The sequence below is a fragment of the Enterovibrio paralichthyis genome (genome assembly GCF_019209835.1).
GTDB lineage: Bacteria > Pseudomonadota > Gammaproteobacteria > Enterobacterales > Vibrionaceae > Enterovibrio > Enterovibrio paralichthyis.
The window spans coordinates 108,156-134,033 of sequence record NZ_JAHUTS010000012.1; the positions used below are offsets into that span (position 1 = coordinate 108,156).

Sequence of the window (25,878 nt, forward strand, 5' to 3'; positions counted from 1 at the left end):
TATGAAAAACAAAAAAATACTGACATTGGCAGTGGCTGCTGGATTCTTTGCAAATTTCGCCGCGGCAAGTACGCCTTCTGAGCTTCTCAATTACTACTGCGCCAAACCGGATGTAGATAAATCAGTGACCGTGCAGGTTGGTGAGGCAATTCGCATTATTCCAAAAGCGGGTGGGATGAACCTGATGGCGTCAAAGGTAGAGTCAGATCCTCAGCTCGTGGGAATTCTCTCCAACCTGTTCGAAGTTGATCCTTCCTGTGCGGAATTCCTGCTGGTTAATGGCGGCGAAAGCCTCTCGAACGGGGATCGTTTGCTGGCGCGTGTTTATTTCAACTTTGACAGCAGCCAGCTTACACCTCAGTCAATCGAGGTGCTTAACCGGATTGCTTCTATTGGCCGACAGACCAAGCATGTGTTTGAGCTTGAAGGCCATACGGATGCGGTAGGGGAAAGTCAGTATAACTTTGCCCTCGGACTTAAACGCTCGGAGCAAGTGAAAGCGTATCTTGAACAAAGCGGCGTAGAACGAGAACAGCTCAATGCCCTGTCATTTGGCGAAAAGCAGCCTTTGAATGACAACGCAAGTGCGCAACAGCGGGAGCAGAACCGGCGGGTTGATATCAAGTAATCCCAGTAATCTGCGCGTCGAACAGACTAAAAAAACGCGGGCTGAAATAGATTCAGCCCGCGTTTTCGTTTTGTACCCGTTGTGAGGTTAAGCCACCAGGTTTTTAATCCATACCTTGCTGCGTACGCGATAGATCGAGCCCAGCCATTTCACGATTTCTTCCACCGCAAACAGGGCGTAAACCCACTCCAACGGCACTTTCAACACCAGCGCGGCAAAAGCGACAACCGGAATACCAATCATCCATTGGGCAGCGATGTCCTGATAAAGGCAGAATCGGATATCACCGCCAGCGCGGAGCACGCCGACAATCATGCTCATCGGAACAGATTTGATGATCAGCATGCCCGCAAATACCCAGTAGAATTTTTCAGTCAGCGCCAAAGTACTCGGTGACAGTGCGGAGAACAGTCCTAATACCGGCTGGCACACCAGCAGCATAATGCCCGCGATAACCACTGAACCGCCGAAACTGAACAGCGCAATGCCCCAGGCTTGCGGGTAAACCACTTCCAAGCGGTTGGCGCCGAGTTGGTTACCCATCAACACACTGGCGGCATTGGAAAGGCCAATCAGCAGCGCCAGTGCGAAAGATTCAATCGGTGTGATCACCGAAAGCGCTGCCAAGCCTTCTACGCCCGCTTGTCCAAGAATGGCGTGGTAGACAAAGATGCCGCTCGACCAAATCAGGTGATTGGCTGCGGTTGGCAGAGACAGCGACAGGAAGCGCTTCATACCAACAGGCTCGAACGCTTCGCGGATATGCTGGAAGTTAAATGCCGCTGCCATCTGGTTGCGATAAACGAACAGATACAGAAGGCTGACCTCAACGATACCGCTGATCAGCGTCGCCCATGCTGCACCGGCAATCCCCATGGCCGGGAAGCCGAGATGACCAAATATCAGTACCCAGTTCAGGAACATGTTGAGGCTGATACCGATAAAGCTGAAAAAGGTGCTGATCCCCGGTTTGTTCATGGCGCGCAGGGAAACAGACAAGCTGCTGCCGAGGGCAATCGTCACCATGGCAGCGCCGGTAATGCGCAGATACTCCGCCCCGAGTTCGATGACGCGGGCATCATTGGTCGCCAGCCCCATCACACTTTCGGCCAATACCATAAAAATCGCCGCGAAACAGACAGCGACTGATCCGGTCATGATGGCGGTAAGTGCGGTTTTACGGCGAAACCCTTCTAGGTTTCCTGCGCCCCAGTATTGCGCGGTCAGCAAAGCACCGCCGGTGGTGACACCAAAGATCAGGATGGTGGCGACAAACAGCGCTTTACCGGCCACACCGATAGCGGCGACGTCGGCTTCGCCCAATTGGCCGAGCATCAAAATATCGACAAGGCTTCGGCTGGAGAACAGCATGGTTTGCAGCGCAATGGGCAAACCGATACCAATCAGGCGGCCGAAAAATTGCGCATCACAATGTGTGCGCAGGGAAGAAAAGTAGGTGTTCAATCTCAGATCCTAAGAGAAAGTGGATGCAGAAAAGGTGAGAAAACTGCGCGATTATCGGGCAATAAAAATTTACCAGCAAGTGAAATCGCTAGAATGCTAAATGCTTAATAAGCATATAATTATTTGCGATTGATTCATTTGGTTATAAGTGACTGAGATTGAGTCAGAAAGCGAAAATACGCTGATTTTGTCGCCAATTGGGTCACAAATGACCCAGATTCGGCATTTTGCAATTGCCGGGCGGTTCTTATATTTTTGATGGCCTATGACATACCACGGGCCAAAGCATGACCAGGAAAATATTCGTAATCAGACACGGTGAAACGCTGTTCAACTCAGAGCAAAAGTTGCAGGGACACTGCAATTCGCCTTTAACCAACAAAGGTGAGTCTCAGGCACTCTCTGTTGGAACTACGTTAAGAGAGTATCTCACCGACCGTTCTTATCACGTCTACTGCAGTTCTCTTGGCCGCGCTGTTCAAACCGCACAGATTATTTGTGACGCGATTGGCTATGACCAATCCACGCTGACGCAGGATGACAGACTCAAAGAGTTTTCGTTGGGCGAGTGGGAACAGCGAACCATTCCATCCCTCATTGAAGAAAATCCCGCGTTGCTGGAAAGAAGGGACTGGTACATTCAGGCGCCGGGCTGTGAAACGTATGAATCAGTAAAAGGACGGCTACTGTCCTGGATCTCTGAACTGCCGGAAGAGCAGGATATCGTGGTGATCAGCCATGGCCTGACGGGGATTGTTTTGAGGGGGATCTTGCTGGATCTCAGCTATCAGGAAGTTTGGGCGCAGGATCTGCCTCAGGATGCGTTTTTCCTGATTCAAAACGGCGGGATCACCAGAATTGACTGTATGGCCACCGAAGCGGTTGCCTGAGTTTGATACATCAGGGATTGAGTGACATGCAATCCCTGTTTTCCCCCCAACAACGGCCACACCTTTTCCACCCATGGCGACACCTTTGCCGAATTAATCCCTGAATTACTTCACCCCTGTTATTCCCCGACGCATTTGTCTGAAAAGTCCCGTTGAAACACAAACCTATGTGCATCCTGTCTTGATGAAAAAACAAAGCCCCGAGTGTGGGCTGGCTATACTTTGAGGAATTTTATTAGCGGGCGTTGTTTGGTTTGAAAACTCTTACTTGGCAGCAATTGGTTTCGATGTGGCAATATCTGCGCCACTTCCTTGTTGCAATTGTCGTGTTTATCACGGGTTTCCTGATTTTTCGCTCCGTTTGGGGCGATAACGTCAATCTTCTTTCCCTGTTCCAGATAAAAACGTTCAAGGACATCAACTGGTCAGATGCAGCGAACGGGCCTTGGCTGTTGCTCGGGCTTTTCCTGATGCTCAATGCCGTCGGGCTTCTGTTCCGGGCGAGAATTGCATGGGCCGTCACCCTGATCCTGCTGATGATTGTGTTCACTTTCACCTGGCATTTTTTCTCCCACCTCGGCATCAACATCTACTGGGCGTCCGGCGCCGCCATACTGCTCATTTTAATGAGTAAGGATTTCAACCGTTCCAGCGCCACAGCAGGGGGGATAGCCGCGTTTATCAGTTTTGCTGTGTTGCTGTTTTATTCGACCTATGGCGCGATGTATTTCGGCGACGGCTTCAAGCCGGTTATTGAGGATTTATCCACGGCGTTTTACTTTTCCATGGTGACCATGACCACGGTCGGCTATGGCGATATTACGCCACAAACCGAGGCTGCACGTCTGTTTACCGTGTCGGTCATCGTTGCCGGTATCACGGTGTTTGCCACATCGTTAACCACTGTATTTGCACCCATTATCAGCGGGGGGTTAAGCCGTCTCGTGCGAGGAGTTAAAAAGCCCATGAACAGAAAAAACCACTTTATCGTCTGTGGAACGTCGGTACTGGCCTCTGCGACGGTATTGCAACTGATAAAACGGGGCTTTGATGTCACGGTGATCACGGTGGAAGACGAAGATAAGTTCACCCAGATTGAACAACGCATTGGGGCGAAGCTCGATATTGTCTCCGGTGACAGCACGGACAGTGATGTGCTGACGGACGCCGGGGTCGAGGATTGTCAGGCCGTGCTGGCGCTCACCAATGATGATGCGACCAACGCATTTATTGTGCTGTCGGTAAAAGCCATCTCTCCGAACATCAAAGCGGTCACGGCGGTGAATGACGCTAAGAACATCAAGAAAGTGAAACGCGTGAATGCCGATGTGCTCTTAGCACCCCAGCTCTTTGGCAGTGTCGTGCTCGCCAGTGTGCTTTCCGGCGAGCCTATTAGTAATGATCAGCTGCTCGATATGTTGCTGCATTCCGGCGAAGGGCTGATGAAAAAAGATTAATTCTGTTGGTGTTGGTGCCGCTGTGACCACAGCGTGTGTCCCGCCAGTGCCAATACCACGATGCCAGCACCAATGGCGACGGATTCTGTTGGCTTCTCACCAATAAACAGCCAAACCAGCAAAGGGCCAAACAGCACTTCCAGCAGCAGGATAAGGCTGGCTTCAGCCGCAGGCAGGTAGCGTGGCCCAATGATTAAAAGGAATGATCCAGGCAGTACAATGCAACACAGCAGGAAAATGTAGATGTTCTGCTGAAAGCTCAACGAGAAGGGTTTCGCCCCTGCCAATAAGGCAATTACCGCCACCAGATAGCCGGAATAAATCAGGAAAACTGTGCCATAACGCGCCTTGGTTTTACGCAGCATGATGAGGTAAACCGAAAGCGATACCGCCGTCACCAGCGCCAGCGAATCACCTTCGAGCTCAGCGCCTGTGGGCTTATAGCCAAAGACCAGCCATATCCCGCCCACGGAAACAATGATGGTGACAATCGTAGAGACTGAGAGTTTCTCCTTGAGAAAAATGAAAGCCAGTATTGCCGTAATAAGCGGGGCAGTATTGGTTAGCACCAAGGTACTGGTGACCTGAGTATGGTCGAGCGAAAACACAAAGCAGATAGTAGAAGCTGAAAACAGCACTGCCGTAAACAGGGTGCTGGGGGCGGGGTGGAAGAAATGTTCTTCCAGCACTTTTTTATCCATGATCCACTGGGCGATAAAAAAGACCGTCGCGGGCAGGAAACCGCGCCAAAAAATCAACGTCCATTCGTCGCAGTCAATCAGGCGAACCAGCAGGCTGTCGAAGCTCAGTATCATCACACCCAACAGCGTAAATACACGGCCTTTAGACTCGCCGCTCAATCCATTCAAGCGTGTTGCTATTCCCATCATTTTTCTTTGTTCGCCGTGTGGTGAGGCGCATGCCAGCCAATCATCAAACTAAGAATTGCCGCCGCTGCGAGCAGCCCGACCTGTAACCAGAGCTTGGCAATGATCATCTCGCCGATAAACGAAACAAAGATGACCAGCATAAAAATAAAGCCAATTGCCAGCAGCCAGGGGTTGGCGTGGCACTCTTTACGCTTGCGCCAGCAGACAATGAAAACCGCAAGATAGCAGCCGAGGAAGGTGGCGCTGGCCACATTGGCAATGGATGACAGGTTAAAGAAGTTGGTGAGTATGATCACCAGCACAATCAATGCAAAAAAGCCCGGAGACCCGCCGCCGACCAGTTTCTTGCGAAAGGGGGAAGGCAGGGCGCCATTGTCACCCATTTGTGAAGCCACATTGAGCATGGAGAATATGTTGGCAACAATGGATGACGCCGTTGCCACCAGGGCAGCCATAGACACCAGGAAAAAGCCAAAGGTGCCGAGGAAAGGCTCGGCAGCTTCTGCCACTGCTGTATCTGTGTACTTGGCGAGATCGGTCGGTGTCACATTCCCCAGAACTACCAGGGACAAGACAATATAGAGCACCATCACCAGCCCTATCGCCAGCATAAAGGCGCGGGGCATGTCCCGCTCTGGGTCGGTGACATCGGCGGCGGCACTGGCCATCAGGCCAAAGCCGGAATAGGCAAAAAACGCCAGGCCAACACTGGAAAACATCATGGATGTCTCTGTGTGGGCATGGTTTTCAAGCATGGCTGGGCGAAGTGTAATGGCGCCCACCACAATAAAAATGGTCAGTATGGTGAGCTTGATGGTCACCAGCACCACTTCAACCCGTCCCACCACTTTTGCGCCCAGCATATTGACCAGCGTCAGCGCTATCATGACGCCTGACGCATACGCATTAACCCAGAAGGGGCTGGATGACTGGTGCAATACGCGGGCAAGGTAAGCCCCGAATGCCTTTGATATCAAAGCCAGCGTTAATACCAGGGTAATGAGGTATAAGGTGGACAATGTGCGTTCGAAACGTGCCGATGAAATGCCAATGGCAAAGAAGTCGGTTACACCACCCCGTGAAGGGAAAATTGCGCTCATCCTTGCGTAGGAGTAGCCGGAGAGAAGCGCCGCAATACCTGCTATCACAAATACAACCCAGGTATCCCCGCCCACATTGATGGCGATTTGCCCCAGCAGCGCAAACACGCCGGCACCCACCATAGAACCGATGCCAAGCGCCGCGACGCCCCAAATACTGATGTGCTTATGATGAGGTTCGGAAGACGGGTTTGACATCGTTTATTCCTGTTGAGTGTAGAGTGGTATCGGATCCAGGCAGCGTGGATAACCCAATGGATTACTCTGGACGATAGCCCATTATTTTACGTGCAGTTGCCACGTATCTGTGACACTCAAAGGAAAGCAGGGAGGCGGGAAGCCCCTGCTAAAATGGTCAAGAAATCAAAAACTGGAAAGCCCGATTATTTCTTTGAGCGTTTTGAGGTAGCGGCGACTGATCGGAAGGGTGAAATTACTCGTGGTGATCACTTCTGCCAAGCCATTTTCCAGCAATTTTATTTCCCGGATATGGTGGATACTGACAAGGTATTGCCGGTGACAGCGCAACAGCGGTGTTTTTTCTTCCAGCGTTTTCAGGGTGAGTTGGGTGGTGGCGGTTTTGTCGGCGGTATGGACATGCACACCACTGAGATCGCTGTAGACACCTTCAACACTTTCAATAGGAAGCAGCACAATGCGGTTGTGTCCGGTGCAGGGGATCTGAGAGAGGGTTTCCGGTGCCACTGGCGCAAGGTTTTGCACTGTGTGCTTATCTACCATCCGTTTAAGCTTTTTCACGGCTTTGTTCAGACGCGCAGGCTCGACCGGTTTCAGTAGATAGTCGAACGCATTTTCCTCGAAAGCCTGAATGGCATAGTGATCAAAAGCGGTGACAAACACCACAAACGGAATGTTGTCAGGATCCAGCATGGAGAGGAGTTCAAGGCCGGACACCTGGGGCATCTGGATATCCAGAAACACCACATCAGGCTTCAGTTCATTGATTTTTTTCAGTCCCAGAATGGCGTTTGGTGCTTCACCAATCACGGAGATATCACCGGTTTCCTCCAGCAAGGTCGCCAGCTCTTCGCGGGCAAACTGTTCGTCGTCAATGACCAGTGCTGTCAACATCCTACTTTTGCACCTTTACTTAGTTCAGAGGCCGGAATCATAAACGTCATTCGGGTAAAAGCGTCCTGCTTGCTGTCAATTTTCAGCGATGAGTCACGCCCAAACTGGTGTTCCAGCCGTTTTGTCACGATTTCCAACCCCAGTCCCTGATGGGTATCCGGCGGCGGCGAGAAACAGCCGGCGTTATCCTCCACGGTAATTTCAAATCCGCCCGCTACCGGCGTGCTGTAAATATGGACGTTGCCGCCTTCCAACAAATTGGAAATGCCATGTTTGATGGCGTTTTCAACCAGCGGCTGCAAGGTAAAACTAGGCAGTTGTGTTTCCAGCAGGGCTTCGTCAATGGCGATATCGACGTTGAGCCTGTCAGTAAAGCGCGCTTTTTCAATGCTGAGGTAGGCATTCACATGCTCAAGCTCCTCGCGAAGCGATACGGTTCGAACATTTTGCTTGAGATTACTGCGGAAAAACTGCGACAGGTTCTGGATAAGCTCGCGGGCTTTGTCCGGGTCACGGCGAATCACCGCACTGATGGTATTGAGGGCATTAAACAGAAAATGCGGGTTAACCTGCGCCTGGAGCAGCTTGATTTCCACCTGCGTCAGCAGCGACTTCTGCTGCAGGTAACCGCTGAACAGGATTTGGCTGGAAAGCAGCTGGGCGATACCTTCGGCCATCGACATATTGATGGTGGAAAACAGTTTGTGCTTACGTTCATACAGTTTGATGGTGCCGACCACCTCGTCGCCTGAGCGCAGCGGGATAATCAGCGCAGAACCCAGCTTGCAGGTTGGGGACAGCGAGCATTGGTAGGGGTGTTCTTTACCATCGAGATAAATGATTTTGTTCTTGGCTATCGCATCCAGCGTACTTTGCGATGAAATTTTGGTCGCCGGTTTATGGTGGTCATCGCCGATGCCGACGTAGGCAAGAATTTTCTCCCGGTCGGTAATGGAAACGGCACCCACCTGGGTTTCTTCGTAAACAATACGCGCAATTTTGTCGGCAGTTTCGTTATTAAAGCCATTGTGCAGGATGCCCACACAGCGATCAGCGATGGTCAGTGCCCGACGGGAAAAGGTGGCTGAGTATTTTTCAAAGATTGCCTTTCTGTCCTGCAGGATGCTCATAAACAGCGCAGCGCCCACGGAGTTTGAAATGATCATTGGCGCGGCAATGGTGGAAACCAGGGCATAAGCCTGATCAAACGGCTTGGCAAATATCAGCAGGATGATCATCTGCACCACTTCGGCAAAGAAGGTGATACCCAGAACGACAGCCGGATTAAACAACTGGCTGACCCGGTTGCGTTTTACCAGATAGACATGGAGTAACCCGCCTATCAGGCCTTCTGCGGTTGTCGAAATGGCGCAGGCAAGATCGGTAAAACCGCCAAGGGTGTAACGGTGAATCCCTCCGGTCAGGCCGACAAAAAAACCAACCACAGGCCCGCCGAACAGGCCCCCCATCACTGCACCAATGGCGCGGGTGTTGGCTATGGCATCGTCAATATGGAGGCCAAAATAGGTACCGAGAATACAAAAAGCAGAAAAGAGGACGTAGCAAATCAGGCGGTGGCTTAAGCGTGAGGAGATATTCAGCAACGGCAGGATAATGGGTGTTTTGCTTAGCATGTAGGCCAACACCAGATACACGCACATTTGCTGAAGAAGAGAGATAACCAGTTCCATGGTGAGCCCGTTTTATTGCGGCAATGAAGATGCCCGCTATTTTAGCCTGCTGGGTGCCAGATACAACAAGAGCCCGGTATCGGGCTCTTGGCGGTAACGTATTGGCGATTAAGCCGTTTTGGTGACGCCTTGTGGTTTCTCTTCGTCAGCCAAATCGGTTTCGCCTTTGCCATTGGAGGTTTTAATCACATAACCAGCCGCAGTCAGGGCGAACAGGATGCCCGCGATAGTTGACACATTCATCGGCAAACCAAAGCCCAGGGAGCTGTTGTTCAGGATGAAGGTGACACACACTGTGGTCATAAACATCGCCGGTACTGTGGTGATCCAGTGCAGCTTGTTGTGGCGCAGCAGGTAAGCAGACGCTGTCCACAGCATCATTACTGCGGTTGCCTGGTTCGCGAAGCCGAAGTAGCGCCAGATGATACCGAAGTCTACCTGGGTCAGGATGCCACCGATAACGAACAGTGGCAGTGCCATCATCAGGCGGTTGCGCAGTGTTTTCTGCTCCATGTTGAAGTATTCAGCCAGGATCAGGCGGCTTGAGCGGAACGCGGTGTCACCGGAAGTGATTGGCAGGATAACCACGCCCAGGAAGGCGATGATGCCACCGAACACACCCAGCAGACCGAAGGACGCGCCGTAAACCACGTTACCAGGGCCACCGTTTTTCACGGCTTCACCCAGGCCTTCCAGTGTGCCGAAGAATGACAGTGCAATCGCACACCAAATCAGGGCGATGATACCTTCACCGATCATTGCGCCGTAGAACACAAAGCGGCCGTTCTTTTCGTTTTCCATGCAGCGTGCCATCAGCGGAGACTGGGTTGCGTGGAAGCCAGAGATAGCACCACAGGCGATGGTAATGAACAGGGCAGGCCACAGTGGCATGTCGTTCGGGTTCAGGTTGGTGAACATGTCCGCGAATTCAAAGCCACCCATCACAGTGTGTTCTTCAGACAGACCAATGGCAGTCATCAGGCCGACAGACATGAAAATCAGCAGCGCGCCGAAGAATGGGTAGAAACGGCCGATGATTTTGTCGACAGGAACGATAGTCGCGATGATGTAGTACGCGAAGATGATCACTACCATGGTACCCATGCTGACCGTCAGGCTGGTTTGCTCGTTGATCAGGTTAGTGATCATGCCTGCAGGCGCAGAGACAAACACCACACCAACCAGCAGCAACAGGATAATGGCAAAAATGTTCATAAAGTGTTTTGCGCCGTTACCCAAATAGCGACCGGTAATAGTTGGTACAGATGCACCGCCGTTACGGACAGAAAGCATGCCTGAGAAGTAATCATGCACTGCGCCCGCAAACACACAACCAATCACAATCCAAAGCATCGCAGCCGGGCCGTAAAGGGCACCCATGATTGGGCCAAAAATTGGACCGACACCGGCAATGTTCAGCAGTTGGACCAGGTAGACCTTAGGGGTCGACATTGGCACGTAATCCACGCCATCTGTTTTGGTGTGGGCAGGTGTTTTACGGTTTTCATTGATACCGAATACCTTCTCCACAAAGGCACCGTAGATAAAGTATCCGCCAATCAGCGCGGCGACACAGGTGAGAAACCACAACATAGCAATCGTCCTTATTAAGTTGATTCACGCTGCCCACACTACGGTGTCAGTAGCAAGGAAGCATTCGCTCAGTGGTTGAGTGGTGGAATAGCAAATTAAGCGGTAGCTATGGAGATTAAGTGGCAGGTAAAAAAAAGGTGCGACACGCGCACCTCTAACGGATTAATGGTCCGGGCACTACATGCTCATCCCCATGCCCGCGTTGGCTTTTTTGCCAACCTGATAGAACCAGAAGGAAAGGGGGATGAAGATAAGGTTCATCACTGTGGTGAAGTTCCAGCCAAACCCATCCTGAATCAAAGGTCGTAAGTTATCGCTGGAAACCGCAACACCAAAGCCGGTGAAAATCGCGTCGATGGCCAGCCCGGTAAAGACGATACCGGCGAACAACAGGCCGACAATCCACTTGGTAGGGCGATTGCCGTAGTAGCGCTGGTAGACGCGGATCATAGGAATGGTCAGCACATCGGCCAGGATGAAACCAATCACCCCACCGAACGAAATGCCACCGTGCCAGAGCGCCGCTGCCAGCAGCAGGTTACCGACTGAGCAGACGTAGGCAATCATGGCAACAAACACGCCAATCACTACATCAATAAAGGAGTGGAGGAAAGCAGGCAGCGCCGTATCGTTGCTGATAAACAGGGTGCGCCAGCCATCCATAGGTACGATCGCGATCAGCAGCGACGACACTACAACACCAATCAGGATCTCTTTGCCGATCATGCCAATGTCCATGTGAAAGAAACTGGCGGCTTTGGTGATTTTGGCTTTGGTGGAATCATCGTCCTGTGCGTTGGCGCTATTTTCCATATGCATATGATCATGACCACCGTGACCAGCGCCTCCTGACATGTCCATCCCACAGTCTGCATGTTCCATTTCCACATGATGATGCTCATGGGCGTCTTCGGCGACATGCTTCATGTCCTGATGCTCGTGATGCTCATCGGAACCGTGCTCCATATGCATATGGTCATGGCCTTCATGGTGCATGTGGGCATGGTCATGGGCACTGTGATCCATCGCCATATGGTCGTGACCGGAAGAGCCTGACATATCCATGCCGCAATCGCTCATGGCGGCGGCCTGTGGCTTTTCCTCTGCCGCGACTTTTTCCCTTAACTCGGCTTCGACATCTTTCGGGAAGAACCGCTCGAACAGGAAGGCGACAGTCATGATAAGAATCAAGCCGCCAATCACTTCGCCCCAGAAGAAAGTCCAGCCAAGCAGGGCAACCAGCACAATAAACATTTCAACAATCAGGTTTGTGCTGGAAACCAGAAACGCCATGGCATTTGCCAGCGTGGATTTTTTCATGATCAAGGTATGCGACATGGAAGCTGCGGCATAAGAACAGGAAGACGAAACCACACCAAGCAGTGTGGTGAACGTCAGGCTTCGGGGGCTGGTGTGACCAAGATGCTTGACCACCGTATCCATAGGAAGAAGATGCCGGATAAACGCTGACAGCATCAAACCAAAGGCCAGGGGCCAGTATATTTGCCAAATCATATTGAACAGCACATCAATGATATGTAGGAAAAAGTTGTCGCTTCCGCCGCTCATGGGAGAGATCCTTACTGTTAGCTGAGCCGTGTCGAAACAGGCTTTTTAAGATCTTTTACTCTAGCGGTTGCTAATAGAGGGATGTGTATCGAATAAGGAGCAGACAGTATAAATAATGCTGACTTAATAAAATGTAACTTGGTGATCGGTGAAATATACAGCAAAGGCTCTTGAAATCAGCGTTTGGGCGTGAAGCTCGGCACTAAATCAAGGCGACGTTATATCTTCCTGAAAGCCAGTCGGTAGACTGAAGCCAACGCATAAATATTGGGTTTGCCATTCGCCATTCAAATGCAAAGGCAGGCAATGAAAGATAAATGAAAGGGAGCAATTCATTGGATAAACCAAGTAAGACAAAAACCAGCTTTTACCGCCGCTTGCTGGTCGCTCACCTGATCGAATCCGGTGTGAATACGGTACCGGCTATTATGAGCGAAACAGGAATGCCGCGCCGTACCGCGCAAGACACTATCGAGGCGCTGGGTGAGTTGGATATCGACGTGGAGTTTGTCGGTGCTAACAAAAACGGCGGCTACACCCTGAAAAGCTGGGGTGCCATCAACAAAACTTGGGTGAAAAAGCACCTTGATGACATCAAAACCCTGCTGGACTATCCCCTCAATTTCTAGGGGCTGTTGACCTTTGGTGATGATTTTTGCAGCAGTTTGTGGGGATTTTATGCAAGGCAGAAGCTTCGATGTGTAGCTAGCCTACATGAGACGCTGATAACGCAGCAGAAATTCCCCACAAACGCTGCCCGAAGGGTTCGACTGCGCGTCCCGTACCCTAAGCGTTTTATGCTTTGTTGAGGTGTATTTGCTTAGAATAACTAGGCGGCACACACCTCGCCGCGCCTAAAACGCTTATGGCTAGAACAAAATTTAACCACCAAAGGTCAACAGCCCCTAGGGTCAGCAGACCCTAATTAAAACTCATCCCAGTCGTTGGCATCATGTCTCTCTACCGGCTTAGGTTTAGGGATTTCAGGCATGAGCATCGGCGACAGGGTTGTGGGCTCATTTTTCGTCGAGAAGAACGACAGCAGAGACAACATATATTTCGCCTGGGAGGCCATTGTGGCACTGGCGGTAGCGGTCTCCTCCACCATTGCTGCATTCTGTTGCGTCATCACATCCATTTGAGAAACGGCCTGATTCACTTGCTGGATGCCCATAGCCTGTTCGGTTGCACTGGTGGCAAGCTGGGTGATAAGCACATTCACATCACTTACCGCTTTCTGGATCTCTTCTAGCGTTGCGCCAGAGCGGTTAATCAATTCAGAGCCCGACTCAACCTTGGAAACACTGTCTTCAATCAGGGTTTTGATCTCTTTGGCGGCGGTGGCGCATCGCTGGGCAAGAGAGCGGACTTCACCGGCGACCACGGCAAAACCGCGGCCTTGTTCCCCAGCACGGGCAGCTTCGACAGATGCATTCAGTGCCAGCAGGTTGGTCTGGAATGCGAGTACATCAATGACACTGATGATTTCAGAGATTTTACGGCTGGACTGGTTGATGTCTGCCATGGCAGAGATGGCGGCTGAAACTACTTTACCGCCTTCACTCGCGCGTTCATCGGCATGCTGTGCCAGTTTGCTGGCCGCAGTCGCCTGATCGGAGTTTTCCGACAGGGTAGTTGTCATTTGCTCCATACTTGCTGCCGTTTCTTCCAGGCTGGAGGATTGCTCTTCGGTGCGTTTGCTCAAATCCTGGTTGGCTGCAGCAATTTCTTCCGCCCCATTGGAAACACTGGACGCTGACTGTCGCATATCAACCACAACCTGATTCAGCCGGCGAATGGTGCTGTTGGCATCATTCTGCAGCTTGGCGAACGTGCCGTTGTACATCCCTTCGATTTCCGCATCCAGTTTGCCATCTGAAAGGGCATCAAACACTCTCACTGTCTCTTCCAAAGAGTTACCGATGATATCCATCATCTGGTTCAGCCCTTCGGCGACGTAAAGGAAGAATCCCTCTTTATCGTAAGTATCGATGCGAGAATTCAGATCCCCGTTTTGTGCCCTGTCGATAATATCCTTGATTTGACGTTCTGACATGCGCTCGCTGGTGGTATCCAGCCACTCAGTGACGGTGCCTATGCGTTCATTTTCATCGTTAAATACCGGGATCACCGTCAGGTTGAAGTAGAGCGCCCCTATCTGTACGTCTTCCGTCATGGCGTGGGTCAAGTCGTCCAGAAACTGGGGTTGCAGATAGGGAATATTGGCGATGGCAGAGATCTTGTCTTTGGTGAGTCTCTTCGCGCGAAAATCGGGATTCACACACTGGATTTCATTTTCACGTAATTTAAACAGGATGTTCGCCGCGTCATTGAGGTAGGTGACGGTGTGGTGCTTATCAACCATCACCACACTGGTTTTCACGCTGTCCAGTGCCTGCTTGATTTGTGTCAGGCGGATAGCAATGCGACGCTCTTCTTCGTATTTGGAGCGCAAATCGCTGAGGATCCATCCCGCAAAAGAGAGCGCAATGATCACCGCGACGCTGGACGTCAGCAACAGCCAATAGAACTGGTTGTACTGCGCATCAATCCGCTCTTGAATGGTTGTTTCTATCCACGGCAGTGACTGGGAAACCAAGGTGCGGATTTCAGCGATGGCATGCGTGCCGCCTTCCCAGGATTCGGTGGAGGTGATGCTTTTGCCTTCGCCAGAGAGATAATCCAGCATGCGGTTGGAAAAGTCATTGATAGCGTCATGCGCATTGGTGGCGTAATTTCTCAGCGCGTTGTCGATGTTAGGGTCAGAAACAAAAACCTGTCTTAACTGGTAATACACTTCTGACATGCCCAACCCGGCGGCGACTTTGGTCAGGCTGTTTTTTTGTTGGAAGGACACCGTTTCACCCGATTCTTCTTTTGCCAGCATCCCAGAGCCCTTGCCCCTGGTAATACCGATAAGCTCCTGCTGGTGCAGGGCGAAGTTGGTTGCCAGGTTTATCAAATATGCACTGGTCGCCTGAGAGTCAAAAGAGAGGCCGGATTTATCCGCTATGGTGGTGAGTATTTGGCGAAGTTGCTGCACGGCGTCTGTATAACGGGCGAAGACTTCGTCGGGTTTGCCGGAAAACTCTTTGTCTTTGAGGTTTTCCCAATGAAGCCGGAACCGGTTCAGTTCTTCAACAACATCGACACGCAAACGGATATCTTCGTTGCTGGCAAGGGAAACCAAGGCGGAAATTTTGGCATCGACAGTGCGCTGACCTTCACGGATTTTAGGAAGGACGGAATCATCACCATTGAGATAGCGGTTGGTGTTTCCGCGAACTTGCTGGATGGGGGTAATGATTTCATAGACCGGCCACACCAGTTTCAGTCCCTGTAGTTCGCCTTCGTCACGCCCAATGCTTGCCAGATTCTGGCGGATGGTTGAATACATCAGGTAGGAGATAGCAAGCACCAGCAAAGCCACCACAATACCAATTTTCGAGCCGGCACTGAGGCGGGAAAAGAACAGGGTGTTCAGGTTTTTCATAGCAGTCCCCAATCCGCCCTTCGACAGGGTGTTAAAACAGATAGCGTACTGTTTCTAATCTATTTTTATATTTCTTAAAAATAGCACACGATATGTGAGGCAGATCGGGATGAGAGGCCACCGGTCAAATCCGGTGGCAAGAGGCAGGGTCAGGGTTTAAGTGCTTTCAGGGTATCAATATCCACCGGCGCATCGTATTCCACGTTTTCAAAAGCAAAGCCATTGAGTTGTAGGAACTCACGCAACACGCCGTCGTAATCGCCGAGGTCGTTGAAATTTTGCGGTGTGATGGTATCCAGCAACGGGTTGACGGCCTGCTGCACATCTTCGCGCAGTTCCCAGTCATCCAGGCGGATAAGGCCTTCCTGATCCCGTGCGTCACTGTTCCATTTGGAATAGAACAGACGGTTCATCTGCTCAATACAGCCTTCGTGTATTCCTTTGTCTTTCATCACGCGGTAAAGCGCCAGAAGGTAAGGCGTCAGGCCGGGAATAAACACACTTGCCTTAGTAACCAGTGCTTTACAAACGGCAATATCGGCGTGCCCTTGTAACGGGGCGAGCAGTTGGTCGATGTCTTTACGGGTTTGGTGAAGGTGGATTTTTGCCAGCCCGAGCGTCCCTTTGTGGTAGATGTCATGGGTTCGCTCCGGGCCAATGTAGGAGTAGGCAACGGTGCGGCAGCCTTTTGCAAGCAACTGCTGGTCGTTGAGAAATTCCATCCATCCCAGCCAGTCTTCGCCACCCATCACTTTCACCGTGTCATCGATTTCCTGTTCAGATGCAGGTGGCAAGGCGATGGTATCCAGGCGGTTGTGTTCAAAATTCACTGAGTAACCTTCAACCGCTTTGCCAACCGGTTTAATCACGGAACGCCAGAACTCACCGTTTTCAGGGTTAGGGCGAACGCCGGTTGCCAGCGAGTAAACCACCAGGTCGACTTCGCCATCAAATTCATTGCGGATAGTCTCAGCAACCTGCTGGCGAACCTTGTCGGAAAAGGCATCACCCACAATATTCGGTGCGACTTTTCCTGCTGCCTGTGCAGCATTGGCAACATGGATGTTGTTGTACCATCCTGCGCTGCCAATTCCTTTCTCTGACGCGCCGCGCTCAAAGGATACGCCAAGCGTTTTGGCATTTGCCGGGCCGAAAGTCAGTGCAATGCGCGAAGCGAGGCCAAAGCCTGACGATGCACCAAGAATAAGGACACGTTTTGGCAGGGCTGTATCCTGGCTGTGTTGTTGGGTTGCTTTGTCGATTTGCTCATTCACTGCTGCCTGACAACCTGCAGGGTGGCAGCTTCGCGCAACGACACCTTGGATTTGGGGATGGATAATCATGGTATTCACTGTCTTGGGGAGAGGGATACCCAGCAGGGAAAGCAATCGTGGGTATGTTCAAGGAAAAGTTTCGCGGGCGACAAGCTGGAAACGTCAACCCGCGAAAGCAATATTGTTACAGGCGCTCAGTCAGGTAAGCGTCGTAATCCGGTACCTCTACACTGACTTCTTCCGCCATCAGCGGTGACGTGATCAGGTAGCGGGCAGAAGCGCGGTTAATGGCAACAGGAATGTTCCAAACCGCCGCAATGCGCAGCAGCGCTTTTACATCTGGGTCGTGAGGTACGGCGCTGAGTGGATCCCAGAAGAAAATCAGTACATCAATTTTCTTCTCACAAATCATGGCACCAAGTTGTTGGTCGCCGCCCATAGGGCCGCTCATCAGTGAGGTGATTTCCAGCCCGGTTTCGCGGCTGAGGATATTACCTGTAGTACCGGTTGCAAACAGCTGGTGTTGGGACAGTGCTTCTCTATTCTCTTTCACCCAACGCAGTAATTCTGATTTACAGTGATCGTGTGCAACCAGTGCGATTTTCTTGCTTGAACTGACCAAGCGAGTCGTTGACTTCATAGCTAACTTCTTGTGCATTGTAGGGAAGGCTCATTTTGTCGTTTTTGAAATAAACCGGCGATGACAGATTCCTGATTTCCCGACACCGATCGGCAATTACCGCGTAAAGGCTTCGAGAGTCGTGAAGATTGTGACATCTATGACGTCGTTAATCACCTAGATCTGGCGATGACTCGCAAAAATATTGAACCCGAGCCACCCCTTATGCGCGGTAGGCCAAATATTTCTCAGTTTCACTCCCATTCTCCAACCATTGTGCGACAAAGTCCGCAATGGACGAAGGGGCATTGAGGTCAAGCTGTGTCTGTGAAGCTAGACCTGCTACTTCTGCCGGGTTATCCGTGGCGACAGCAATGATATGGTCATCCTGAGGAAAGAGCAGGGGTTTGCCGTGCGCAGGGCGATGGATTTCAATTTTGGTCAGCACCTCATCACGAAATCCCTCCACCAGAATCAGGTCGAGACGACTATGGTCAAGCTGCATCAGGCATTCTTGTAAACTGGGCTCGCGCTCTGGCTCATCGTATTCGAAAAACAGCATGTGACGTTTACTGGTAGCCAGCAATAGCTGGTTACTTCCTGCATAGCGGAGGCGGTAGCTGTCCTTGCCCGGTTTGTCCGGTTCAATATTGTGGTGGCTATGCTTGAGCACACCAACCCGAAGCCCTTTTTCACGCAAATGTGGAATGACTTGTTCCAGTAAGGTGGTTTTTCCTGAGCCGCTGAACCCGGCGAAACCGATCACCGGCGTTTGGTTATCTGGCACCATGTTGAGGTTACTCTTGAATGAAAGCGCAAATTCTAAAAAGTGATAAAACCCTAAGTAATGCCCGCTGCGTATAACATTAGACAGCACCTATGCATCAATACGTACTACAGTTAGCAGTGATGGTTTTCCGCAGTCGTCAAAAAATTCAACGTAAAACGCTAAAAAACGTAAGGAATTAAGTGGTTTCCTCGTTCTAGAAACGACGAGAAAGGGTATACACTTTGCTTTGGGTTGAGTGCAGGGAAATGGACATGCCTATTGCCTGACCTAATGTGTTTACCGTCTACTCAAAACCAACACGAGATTATCACGGAGCGATAATATGTGGGTTACTCTCGATTTTGAAGCCTCTGGTCTGACAGACGCTTCTTATCCCATCGAAGTTGGGTACAGCTTGCCCGACGGCACCAGCGTCAGTCTTTTGATCAACCCTGATTCCTCTCCCGAAAATTGGCAATACTGGGATGATTACGCCGAAACTGAAATCCACGGTATCAGCCGTGAAGCGTTAAAGCGTGAGGGTATGTCAGTCGCTGATGTGTGCAGCCACCTCAACAGCACCCTTTGTTATTACGATGATGTACTTTGCGACAGCCAGTGGGATCTGTTCTGGCTTGGACGCTTGTATAAAGCGGCACATATGCGACCCACTTTCACCCTGACAGAGGTCGGCCATTGGCTGCTGAACCGTGAAGGCGTGAACCGGGATGACTTTCTGGCTGCCATGGAGTCTCTAGGGCCAGCCCCTCACCGCGCTGAGGCTGATTCCAAGTATATCCGCCAAGCATTGAGCATGATCCTCAGACAGGAACACTGTTCCACCTGAGTGACCTAAGTTACCATTCCTTTTTCAATGCGATTTAGGCAGTGGTAACTTTGCGTCCAACTCTTCGATTTGCAACTTTCAACCTTGCTATGTCTGCGGATTCTCCCGGACAGGTTTTTTGCGAACTACAGGGCAGTCAAACCGCACGCTTCCAACGTTTGGCTGCCATCATTCAGCACTGCAATCCTGACGTTTTACTGTTTTGTGAATTCGACCATCCCGGCGAAGGGGGTGACGATGGCATGCTGGCCTGTTTTCAGCGGGAATATTTGGAAAAACCCCAACTAGGCGGGGAGCCGGTTTTTTATCCCCACACGCTTTTGCCACCCACCAATACCGGGCTCGCCCTGTTTGAAGGGCAGGATATAACCGGCAGCCCGGAAAATGCGCAGGGATTTGGCAGGCATCATGGCCAGTATGGATTCGTGTTGCTGAGCAAGTACCCGATTGATGTGCAAAACCTGCGAAGCTGGCAAACCCTGCTTTGGAAAGACTTTCCGGGTAACCAAATGCCATTGGACTATTACTCAGAGGCAGAGCAGGCGATTCGTCGCTTGTCGTCCAAAAATCACATTGCGGTTCCAATATCTATTGGTGACAGACAAGTTACTGTGGTGGCCTGCCACCCAACGCCACCGGTTTTTGACGGGCCGGAAAAGCGTAACGTCAAACGCAATGCTGATGAAATCAGGTTGCTGGGCGAAATCATCCAAAATGCGCCTCACCTTGTTGATGACAATGGAAAGCAGGGTGGGCTGGCACCCGACATGCCATTCGTGGTGATGGGCGATCTGAATGCCGATCCCGCCAATGGTGATGGCGACAAATCAGCGATTGCTGCGCTGTTGAGTGCCGATAACCTACTGCCGGTTAAACCGGCCAGCCAAGGGGCACCACCGCATTTACGCCGTACCCGAATCCGCAGTAAATCACTCGCTACCCACAACCGCGGGCTCAGACTTGACTATGTTTTGCCTTCTTCGCACCTGAACGTCGTGGAAAGTGGTGTTTTCTGGCCGAATGTGGAAACACCGTTGGCATCTCTTGTTTACGATGAAAAACACAGGTTACGTGCAACCTATTCGTCAGATCATCGGCTGGTCTGGGTCGATTTCGAATTTAATGCGTCGGCAAGTGGGTGATTTGCGTCAACAAAGCGAGAGAGAATTGGGCGGCCTGTGTGAAAGTGTTCAAGGTTTAGCCGCTACAGTGACGATATTTGTCTGCGCTTTGTGGATGAAATGTTAATTTGTAAATACCTAAAACAGCGTATTGTGAATGGTTAATTGGGGATCAATCGACGCCTTTGGCGATGAATGTGCCCTATTTCAGCCATCTTGTGGCGTCGTTTGGGCAAACACTTATGGACTTCTTCTCAAGACGGAGCAACAAGGATGAAAACGATCACCTCACTGGCTGCAGCAGTAACCCTGGGTTTAATGTCTGCATCCGCGTCGGCCGCACAATTTAAGCCTTCAGTCATTTTTGATATGGGCGGTAAATTCGACAAATCCTTTAACCAGGCGGCTTACACCGGTGCTGAGGCCTTTAAAGCAGAAACGGGTATTGGCTACGGTGAGTTTGAGATCACCAACGAAGCGCAACGTGAACAGGCCATGCTACGTATGGCTCAACGTGGACATAGCCCAATCGTGGCTGTGGGTTTCCAGCAGGCGCCGATTGTAGAGAAAGTCGCAAAGCAATTCCCGAACACCCAGTTTGTTATCATTGATGCGGTGGTTGACCTGCCAAACGTCCGCTCTGTGGTGTTTAAAGAGCACGAAGGCTCATTCCTGGTAGGTGCGCTGGCGGTCATGAAAAGTGACAACGACAAAGTTGGCTTTATCGGCGGTATGGATATTCCGCTGATCCGCAAATTCGCCTGTGGCTATGAGCAGGGCGCGAAGTACGAAGTTGCTGACGCCGAAGTGATCCAGAACATGACGGGCAGTACTCCGGCAGCATGGAACAACCCAACCAAAGGCGCTGAACTGGCGAAATCTCAGTTTGATAAAGGCGTTGATGTGGTTTATGCCGCGGCGGGTGGTACTGGCGTCGGTGTCTATCAAGCGGCTGTTGATGGTAACAAATATGCTATCGGTGTGGATTCTAACCAGAACTACCTGCACCCGGGCGTAATGCTGACCTCTATGGTTAAGCGCGTTGATGTGGCGGTTGAAGATGCGTTCAACGATGCGAAAAACGGTGAGTTTACCCCGGGACTTCAGGCGTTGGGTCTGAAAGAAGGCGGCGTAGACTGGGCGTTGGATGAATACAACCGTGATCTGGTTACTCCCGAAATGGAAGCGCGTGTGAAACAACTGCGTGATGACATTATTGCGGGCAAAATCGTGGTTCACGATTACTTCAGCACTGATTCCTGCGAATACTGATTTCGTGTAACTCGCCCCTGAACGGGCCAATTCCGTTCGGGGGCGTTTTGTATCAAAACGTGTTGAATGCCAAGGAGTAGGCATGACTAAACCCGCCATCCAACTGCAGGGAATCAATAAAAGATTCGGTGCAGTTCATGCAAACAAAGATATCGACCTAGCCGTTATGCCCGGCACGATTCACGGCATTGTTGGGGAAAATGGCGCGGGCAAATCTACCTTGATGTCCATCCTTTACGGTTTTTATCAAGCTGATTCCGGCACCATAGAAATGGACGGTAAACCCGTCACCATCAAAGATTCCCAGAATGCCATCTCACAGGGTATTGGCATGGTTCATCAGCACTTCATGCTGGTGGAAACCTTCACTGTGCTGGAAAACATCATGCTGGGGGCTGAAGGCCACGGGCTGTTGAATGTCGCCATGCAAAATGTCAGCAGCGCGTTGAAAAAAATCGAAAATGAATATGGCCTGAAAGTGGATTCTGATGCCATCGTCGGCGAGCTGCCGGTTGGCATTCAGCAGCGTGTCGAAATACTCAAAGCGCTATATCGAGGCGCGCGTATTCTTATTCTTGATGAACCGACAGGGGTGCTGACCCCGCAGGAAATTGAACAGTTTTTCGGCATCCTGAATACCCTGAAGTCTCAGGGCGTCACCATCATTCTGATCACCCACAAGCTCAAAGAAATCATGGCGATCACCGATTCTGTGTCGGTCATGCGTCAGGGGGCAATGGTAGCCCACCGCCAGACAGCTGAAACCACAGTGGAAGAGTTGGCAGAGTTGATGGTGGGTCGGAAAGTGCTGCTCCGGGTTGATAAAACAGAGGCAAAGCCCGGTGAGGAGCGACTCAATGTTAACAATGTCTCTCTCTACGACAGCCGTGGTGTAAAACGGCTCAAGAATCTGAATTTCAGCCTGAAAGCGGGCGAGATCCTCGGGGTGGCGGGTGTGTCCGGGAATGGGCAGTCTGAATTGCTGGCTGTGCTTTCCGGTACCAAAACACCACAGGAAGGGGAGTTTACCCTTACCACCTCAAAGGGGCGGGTATCGTTCAATGCCAGAGAAAAACGCGACGCAGCCTTAATGCGCCAACTGAGTGTGGGGCACATTCCGGAAGACCGTATCAAACAGGGGCTGGTAAAGCCGTTGCCTGCCGCCGAAAGTGCCATTCTCGGTTTCCAGCATGATGTTTCCTACGGAAAAGGGCTGCTTGACCCCAAAGCCATCGACGCGGCGACACGCGACATGATGGAGCAATACGATGTACGGCCGGCAGACCCGACCCTTAAATCCGCCAATTTTTCCGGCGGAAACCAGCAAAAACTCATCATTGCCCGTGAAATGCTGCGTCAGCCAGAAGTGCTTTTAGTCGGCCAACCTACCCGTGGGGTTGATATCGGTGCGATAGAGTTTATCCACCGCAATCTGATTACGGCGCGTGACAACGGCGCCGCCATTCTGTTGGTATCTACCGAGCTTGAGGAAATCATGTCCTTGTCTGATCGCATTATTGTGCTGGTGGACGGTGAGATTACCGGCGACGTCATTGCGAAAGAGATGGACGAGCGCCAGTTGGGCATGTTGATGGCCAATGCCGCACAAGAGGAGGGCGCAGCATGAGTGTGCCACAACAAAGTGTTCCCATGTGGGTTAAAACCTTTCTGGTTCCTGCCATCCAGCTTTCCGTCGCGTTGGTGATTTCCAGTCTGGTGGTCTTGCTGGTTGGGGAAAGCCCGACAGAGGCCTTTGGCGTGATGATCAAAGGGGCGACGAATTTCGAATACGGCGGCCTGAGCAACACCCTTTATTACGCCACTAACTTTGTTTTCACCGGGTTGGCCGTGGCAGTCGCTTTCCACGCCGGACTGTTCAATATCGGTGGTGAAGGGCAGGCGTATATTGCTGGCTTAGGCATTGGCATTCTCATGTTGTTGCTTGATGGTGTGCTGAATATGTGGCTGATGGCACCGTTGGCGATCATCGTGGCTGCGGCATTTGGTGCGCTATGGGGGGCCATACCCGGCTATTTGCAGGCAAAACGGGGTTCGCACATTGTGGTAACCACCATCATGTTCAACTTTATCGCTGCCTCCATCATGGGCTATGCATTGGTGGAACACATTGCGAAATATGGCGGGAACTCGACAGATTCACGCTACTTCAACCCTGAAGCCGTTTTCCCGAAACTCTACGAACTGGGCGCGAATTGGGGCATTGAACTGCCATTTTCACTCCTGAATCCTTCTATTCTCATTGCCTTGCTGGTTGCGTATCTGGTCTGGGTATTGCTTTTCAGAACCCGGCTTGGTTATGCCATCCGTGTGGTGGGACACAATGCAACTGCGGCTGAATACGCGGGTATTGATGCCAAAAAAATCATCATTATTGCTATGACCATTTCCGGTGCCTTGGCAGGGTTGATGGCTGTGAATGAAGTCTATGGCGCGCAGAACCGCCTGATCCTGAACTTCTCAGGTGGCTTTGGCTTTATTGGTATTGCTGTGGCACTGATGGGACGAAATCATCCATTTGGTATCGTGGTGGCCGCGCTTTTGTTTGGCGCTTTGTACCAAGGCGGCACAGAGCTTCAGTTTGAAATGCCAAGCCTCAACCCGGAATTGATTATGGTGATCCAGGGTCTGGTGATCTTCTTTACCGGTGCGATGGACAGACTGATCCGTAAACCGGTTGAAGATTTCTTTATGCGCCGGAGCGCAAAAGCGGCGGAGGTGACTCATGGAGCTGTTTAACTGGATCCTGTCGTCAGCAGATTCCACCATTCGTCTGGCGGTTCCACTGATTTTCGCTGCCATGGCGGGAATTTTTTCTGAAAGGGCGGGTGTGGTCGATATCAGCCTTGAAGGCAAAATGCTCTTCGCTGCCTTTACGGCAGCGGCGGTTTCCTATGTCACGGGCAACCCCTGGCTTGGCATGCTGGGTGCGATTGCCGGTTCTGTCATGTTAGCACTGGTTCACGGCTACGCTTCCATTACCCAAAAGGGCGACCAAATCATCTCAGGTCTGGCGGTGAATTTCTTTGCCTCGGGGATGACGATTACTCTGGGGCATGCCTGGTTTGAGCGCGGTGGGCAAACACCAACCCTTCACAATGAGCAACGTTTTCTCCCCGCTGAACTGCCAGGTGCCGAATGGATGGGTGATACCATTCCAGTGTTAGGGCCTTTCTATCGCGATGTGGTATCTGGGCATAATATTCTGGTGTATCTGGCGTTTGTCGTCGTGGTGATCACCTGGTGGGTGTTGTTCAGAACCCGCTTTGGGCTGCGCTTGCGTGCGGTAGGTGAAGAGCCGAATGCGATTGATACGGCAGGCATCTCGGTAGTGTGGTTACGTTACCGCGCTGTGTTGATTGCGGGTTTGCTGTGTGGCTTGGCTGGGGCGTATTTGTCTACGGCGCAAAACGCAGCTTTCGGTAAGGAGATGACGGCTGGCCAAGGCTATATTGCATTGGCAGCTGTGATATTCGGTAAATGGAAACCCCGCAATGCCTTCCTGGCTTGTCTGTTGTTTGGTTTTCTGTCTGCCCTGGAAACACGGATGCAAGGCGTTTCGATTCCGTTTGTCGGTGTCTTGCCAACTCAGGTGTTCTCGGCATTGCCATATGTGCTGACGGTTATTCTCCTGGCAGGCTTTATTGGCAAGGCAATTGCGCCAAAATCCATTGGACGGCCTTACGAGAAAGAACGGTAGCTCGAGGATTAGAAATGAAAAACGAGGGCATATGCCCTCGTTTTTGAATCAGCAACGGCAGTAATTTCTGCACCGCTTTCTAATCTTCGATGATCTTGTTGCCACATTTTTCACAGATAAGGTGGCGTTCAAATTCATCCATTGAAGCGATAAATGGTCCTACCGCCATTCCTTTGAACAGGCCAGCCAAAAACTCTTTGGTTTTGCGGTTTTCGGCCGATTTGTAAGGACTCTCTTTTCTCACCAAAACCAATACGTGGGAGGTATCAGCATCACATGCTGAGCAGTAATGGGTTTCCGTTTGGTGGGACATTTTCCCCTCGCAACAAGACAATCACGTAAGGCCTATCCTAACAGTCCTTCCATTGTTGTCTTTGTTTTTAATGGGGAA

Annotated in this window: 22 protein-coding genes; 10 read left to right on the forward strand and 12 right to left on the reverse strand. The window is 51.2% G+C overall.

The genetic code is table 11. From position 1 onward, the window contains the following. Position 1: 1 nt before the first annotated feature. Positions 2 to 628 (forward strand): OmpA family protein, encoded by a 627-nt coding sequence (locus tag KU854_RS15020; RefSeq protein WP_218359275.1) that lies wholly within the window; start codon positions 2 to 4, stop codon positions 626 to 628. Positions 629 to 715: 87 nt separating this feature from the next. On the opposite strand, the gene KU854_RS15025 is transcribed toward KU854_RS15020, so the two are convergent. Then, a complete protein-coding gene (locus KU854_RS15025; protein ID WP_218359276.1) occupies positions 716 to 2,092 on the reverse strand; it encodes an MATE family efflux transporter in 1,377 nt (458 codons plus the stop codon). Between the two features lie 287 nt (positions 2,093 to 2,379). On the opposite strand from KU854_RS15025, the gene KU854_RS15030 reads away from it, so the two are divergent. Then, on the forward strand, positions 2,380 to 2,982 hold the full coding sequence (locus KU854_RS15030) for a histidine phosphatase family protein (RefSeq protein WP_218359277.1): 603 nt from the start codon (positions 2,380 to 2,382) through the stop codon (positions 2,980 to 2,982). Between the two features lie 254 nt (positions 2,983 to 3,236). Then, entirely contained in the window at positions 3,237 to 4,439 is a 1,203-nt protein-coding gene (gene kch, locus KU854_RS15035; RefSeq protein ID WP_255555576.1) for a voltage-gated potassium channel protein, read from the forward strand. Here the strand turns inward: kch and KU854_RS15040 are convergent. The 6 genes from KU854_RS15040 to KU854_RS15065 all read right to left on the reverse strand — a co-directional run bounded on the left by KU854_RS15040 (position 4,436) and on the right by KU854_RS15065 (position 12,374). Next, a complete protein-coding gene (locus KU854_RS15040) occupies positions 4,436 to 5,326 on the reverse strand; it encodes a DMT family transporter (RefSeq protein WP_255555577.1) in 891 nt (296 codons plus the stop codon). The genes kch and KU854_RS15040 overlap by 4 nt on opposite strands. Then, positions 5,326 to 6,627 carry an APC family permease gene (locus KU854_RS15045; protein ID WP_218359279.1) on the reverse strand — a complete coding sequence of 434 codons (1,302 nt, stop codon included), beginning with the start codon at positions 6,625 to 6,627 and terminating at the stop codon, positions 5,326 to 5,328. Before KU854_RS15045 ends, KU854_RS15040 begins: the two co-directional genes overlap by 1 nt. Positions 6,628 to 6,792: 165 nt before the next feature. Continuing rightward, positions 6,793 to 7,521 carry a two-component system response regulator BtsR gene (btsR, locus tag KU854_RS15050; RefSeq protein WP_218359280.1) on the reverse strand — a complete coding sequence of 243 codons (729 nt, stop codon included), beginning with the start codon at positions 7,519 to 7,521 and terminating at the stop codon, positions 6,793 to 6,795. Further along, positions 7,515 to 9,212, reverse strand: coding sequence for a sensor histidine kinase (locus KU854_RS15055; RefSeq protein WP_218359281.1), 1,698 nt, complete (start codon positions 9,210 to 9,212; stop codon positions 7,515 to 7,517). Before KU854_RS15055 ends, btsR begins: the two co-directional genes overlap by 7 nt. Before the next feature lie 108 nt (positions 9,213 to 9,320). After that, positions 9,321 to 10,805 carry a carbon starvation CstA family protein gene (locus KU854_RS15060; RefSeq protein WP_218359282.1) on the reverse strand — a complete coding sequence of 495 codons (1,485 nt, stop codon included), beginning with the start codon at positions 10,803 to 10,805 and terminating at the stop codon, positions 9,321 to 9,323. A gap of 177 nt (positions 10,806 to 10,982) precedes the next feature. Further along, positions 10,983 to 12,374, reverse strand: a complete 1,392-nt coding sequence (locus tag KU854_RS15065; RefSeq protein WP_218359283.1) for a permease — start codon at positions 12,372 to 12,374, stop codon at positions 10,983 to 10,985. Positions 12,375 to 12,709: 335 nt separating this feature from the next. On the opposite strand from KU854_RS15065, the gene KU854_RS15070 reads away from it, so the two are divergent. Next, positions 12,710 to 13,003: a winged helix-turn-helix domain-containing protein gene (locus KU854_RS15070; RefSeq protein WP_218359308.1), complete on the forward strand. Its 294-nt coding sequence runs from the start codon at positions 12,710 to 12,712 to the stop codon at positions 13,001 to 13,003. 296 nt (positions 13,004 to 13,299) lie between these two features. Here KU854_RS15070 and KU854_RS15075 read toward each other — a convergent pair whose 3' ends face one another. From KU854_RS15075 to mobB, 4 genes are all read right to left on the reverse strand, one after another. Then, the gene (locus KU854_RS15075) at positions 13,300 to 15,867 is read right to left on the reverse strand and encodes a methyl-accepting chemotaxis protein (RefSeq protein ID WP_218359284.1); all 2,568 of its coding nucleotides are present in this window, start codon (positions 15,865 to 15,867) and stop codon (positions 13,300 to 13,302) included. Between the two features lie 149 nt (positions 15,868 to 16,016). Next, positions 16,017 to 17,210: an enoyl-ACP reductase FabV gene (gene fabV / locus KU854_RS15080; protein ID WP_218359285.1), complete on the reverse strand. Its 1,194-nt coding sequence runs from the start codon at positions 17,208 to 17,210 to the stop codon at positions 16,017 to 16,019. 115 nt (positions 17,211 to 17,325) lie between these two features. Next, positions 17,326 to 17,781, reverse strand: coding sequence for a methylglyoxal synthase (locus KU854_RS15085; protein WP_218359286.1), 456 nt, complete (start codon positions 17,779 to 17,781; stop codon positions 17,326 to 17,328). 202 nt (positions 17,782 to 17,983) lie between these two features. Next, on the reverse strand, positions 17,984 to 18,550 hold the full coding sequence (mobB, locus tag KU854_RS15090) for a molybdopterin-guanine dinucleotide biosynthesis protein B (protein WP_218359287.1): 567 nt from the start codon (positions 18,548 to 18,550) through the stop codon (positions 17,984 to 17,986). A gap of 322 nt (positions 18,551 to 18,872) precedes the next feature. On the opposite strand from mobB, the gene KU854_RS15095 reads away from it, so the two are divergent. The 6 genes from KU854_RS15095 (at position 18,873) to KU854_RS15120 (ending at position 25,487) form a co-directional block, all read left to right on the forward strand. Further along, positions 18,873 to 19,376 carry a hypothetical protein gene (locus tag KU854_RS15095; RefSeq protein WP_218359288.1) on the forward strand — a complete coding sequence of 168 codons (504 nt, stop codon included), beginning with the start codon at positions 18,873 to 18,875 and terminating at the stop codon, positions 19,374 to 19,376. A 41-nt stretch (positions 19,377 to 19,417) separates the two neighbouring features. After that, positions 19,418 to 20,518, forward strand: a complete 1,101-nt coding sequence (locus KU854_RS15100; protein ID WP_218359289.1) for an endonuclease/exonuclease/phosphatase family protein — start codon at positions 19,418 to 19,420, stop codon at positions 20,516 to 20,518. A gap of 252 nt (positions 20,519 to 20,770) precedes the next feature. Next, a complete protein-coding gene (locus KU854_RS15105; protein WP_218359290.1) occupies positions 20,771 to 21,769 on the forward strand; it encodes a BMP family lipoprotein in 999 nt (332 codons plus the stop codon). Between the two features lie 82 nt (positions 21,770 to 21,851). After that, positions 21,852 to 23,396 carry an ABC transporter ATP-binding protein gene (locus KU854_RS15110; protein ID WP_218359291.1) on the forward strand — a complete coding sequence of 515 codons (1,545 nt, stop codon included), beginning with the start codon at positions 21,852 to 21,854 and terminating at the stop codon, positions 23,394 to 23,396. Beyond that, entirely contained in the window at positions 23,393 to 24,526 is a 1,134-nt protein-coding gene (locus KU854_RS15115) for an ABC transporter permease (protein ID WP_218359292.1), read from the forward strand. Before KU854_RS15110 ends, KU854_RS15115 begins: the two co-directional genes overlap by 4 nt. Further along, a complete protein-coding gene (locus tag KU854_RS15120; RefSeq protein ID WP_218359293.1) occupies positions 24,513 to 25,487 on the forward strand; it encodes an ABC transporter permease in 975 nt (324 codons plus the stop codon). The genes KU854_RS15115 and KU854_RS15120 overlap by 14 nt, the downstream gene beginning before the upstream one ends. 79 nt (positions 25,488 to 25,566) lie before the next feature. Here KU854_RS15120 and KU854_RS15125 read toward each other — a convergent pair whose 3' ends face one another. After that, positions 25,567 to 25,800: a hypothetical protein gene (locus KU854_RS15125; protein WP_054778965.1), complete on the reverse strand. Its 234-nt coding sequence runs from the start codon at positions 25,798 to 25,800 to the stop codon at positions 25,567 to 25,569. Between the last annotated feature and the right edge of the window lie 78 nt (positions 25,801 to 25,878).

Excerpts from the sequence above, each read along its gene's own strand:
- KU854_RS15020 (WP_218359275.1), top strand. The coding sequence starts at position 2 with ATGAAAAACAAAAAAATACTGACATTGGCAGTGGCTGCTGGATTCTTT.
- KU854_RS15030 (WP_218359277.1), top strand. The coding sequence starts at position 2,380 with ATGACCAGGAAAATATTCGTAATCAGACACGGTGAAACGCTGTTCAAC.
- KU854_RS15040 (WP_255555577.1), bottom strand. The coding sequence starts at position 5,326 with ATGGGAATAGCAACACGCTTGAATGGATTGAGCGGCGAGTCTAAAGGC.
- KU854_RS15045 (WP_218359279.1), bottom strand. The coding sequence starts at position 6,627 with ATGTCAAACCCGTCTTCCGAACCTCATCATAAGCACATCAGTATTTGG.
- btsR (WP_218359280.1), bottom strand. The coding sequence starts at position 7,521 with ATGTTGACAGCACTGGTCATTGACGACGAACAGTTTGCCCGCGAAGAG.
- KU854_RS15055 (WP_218359281.1), bottom strand. The coding sequence starts at position 9,212 with ATGGAACTGGTTATCTCTCTTCTTCAGCAAATGTGCGTGTATCTGGTG.
- KU854_RS15060 (WP_218359282.1), bottom strand. The coding sequence starts at position 10,805 with ATGTTGTGGTTTCTCACCTGTGTCGCCGCGCTGATTGGCGGATACTTT.
- KU854_RS15065 (WP_218359283.1), bottom strand. The coding sequence starts at position 12,374 with ATGAGCGGCGGAAGCGACAACTTTTTCCTACATATCATTGATGTGCTG.
- KU854_RS15075 (WP_218359284.1), bottom strand. The coding sequence starts at position 15,867 with ATGAAAAACCTGAACACCCTGTTCTTTTCCCGCCTCAGTGCCGGCTCG.
- fabV (WP_218359285.1), bottom strand. The coding sequence starts at position 17,210 with ATGATTATCCATCCCCAAATCCAAGGTGTCGTTGCGCGAAGCTGCCAC.
- KU854_RS15085 (WP_218359286.1), bottom strand. The coding sequence starts at position 17,781 with ATGAAGTCAACGACTCGCTTGGTCAGTTCAAGCAAGAAAATCGCACTG.
- mobB (WP_218359287.1), bottom strand. The coding sequence starts at position 18,550 with ATGGTGCCAGATAACCAAACGCCGGTGATCGGTTTCGCCGGGTTCAGC.
- KU854_RS15095 (WP_218359288.1), top strand. The coding sequence starts at position 18,873 with ATGTGGGTTACTCTCGATTTTGAAGCCTCTGGTCTGACAGACGCTTCT.
- KU854_RS15105 (WP_218359290.1), top strand. The coding sequence starts at position 20,771 with ATGAAAACGATCACCTCACTGGCTGCAGCAGTAACCCTGGGTTTAATG.
- KU854_RS15110 (WP_218359291.1), top strand. The coding sequence starts at position 21,852 with ATGACTAAACCCGCCATCCAACTGCAGGGAATCAATAAAAGATTCGGT.
- KU854_RS15115 (WP_218359292.1), top strand. The coding sequence starts at position 23,393 with ATGAGTGTGCCACAACAAAGTGTTCCCATGTGGGTTAAAACCTTTCTG.
- KU854_RS15120 (WP_218359293.1), top strand. The coding sequence starts at position 24,513 with ATGGAGCTGTTTAACTGGATCCTGTCGTCAGCAGATTCCACCATTCGT.
- KU854_RS15125 (WP_054778965.1), bottom strand. The coding sequence starts at position 25,800 with ATGTCCCACCAAACGGAAACCCATTACTGCTCAGCATGTGATGCTGAT.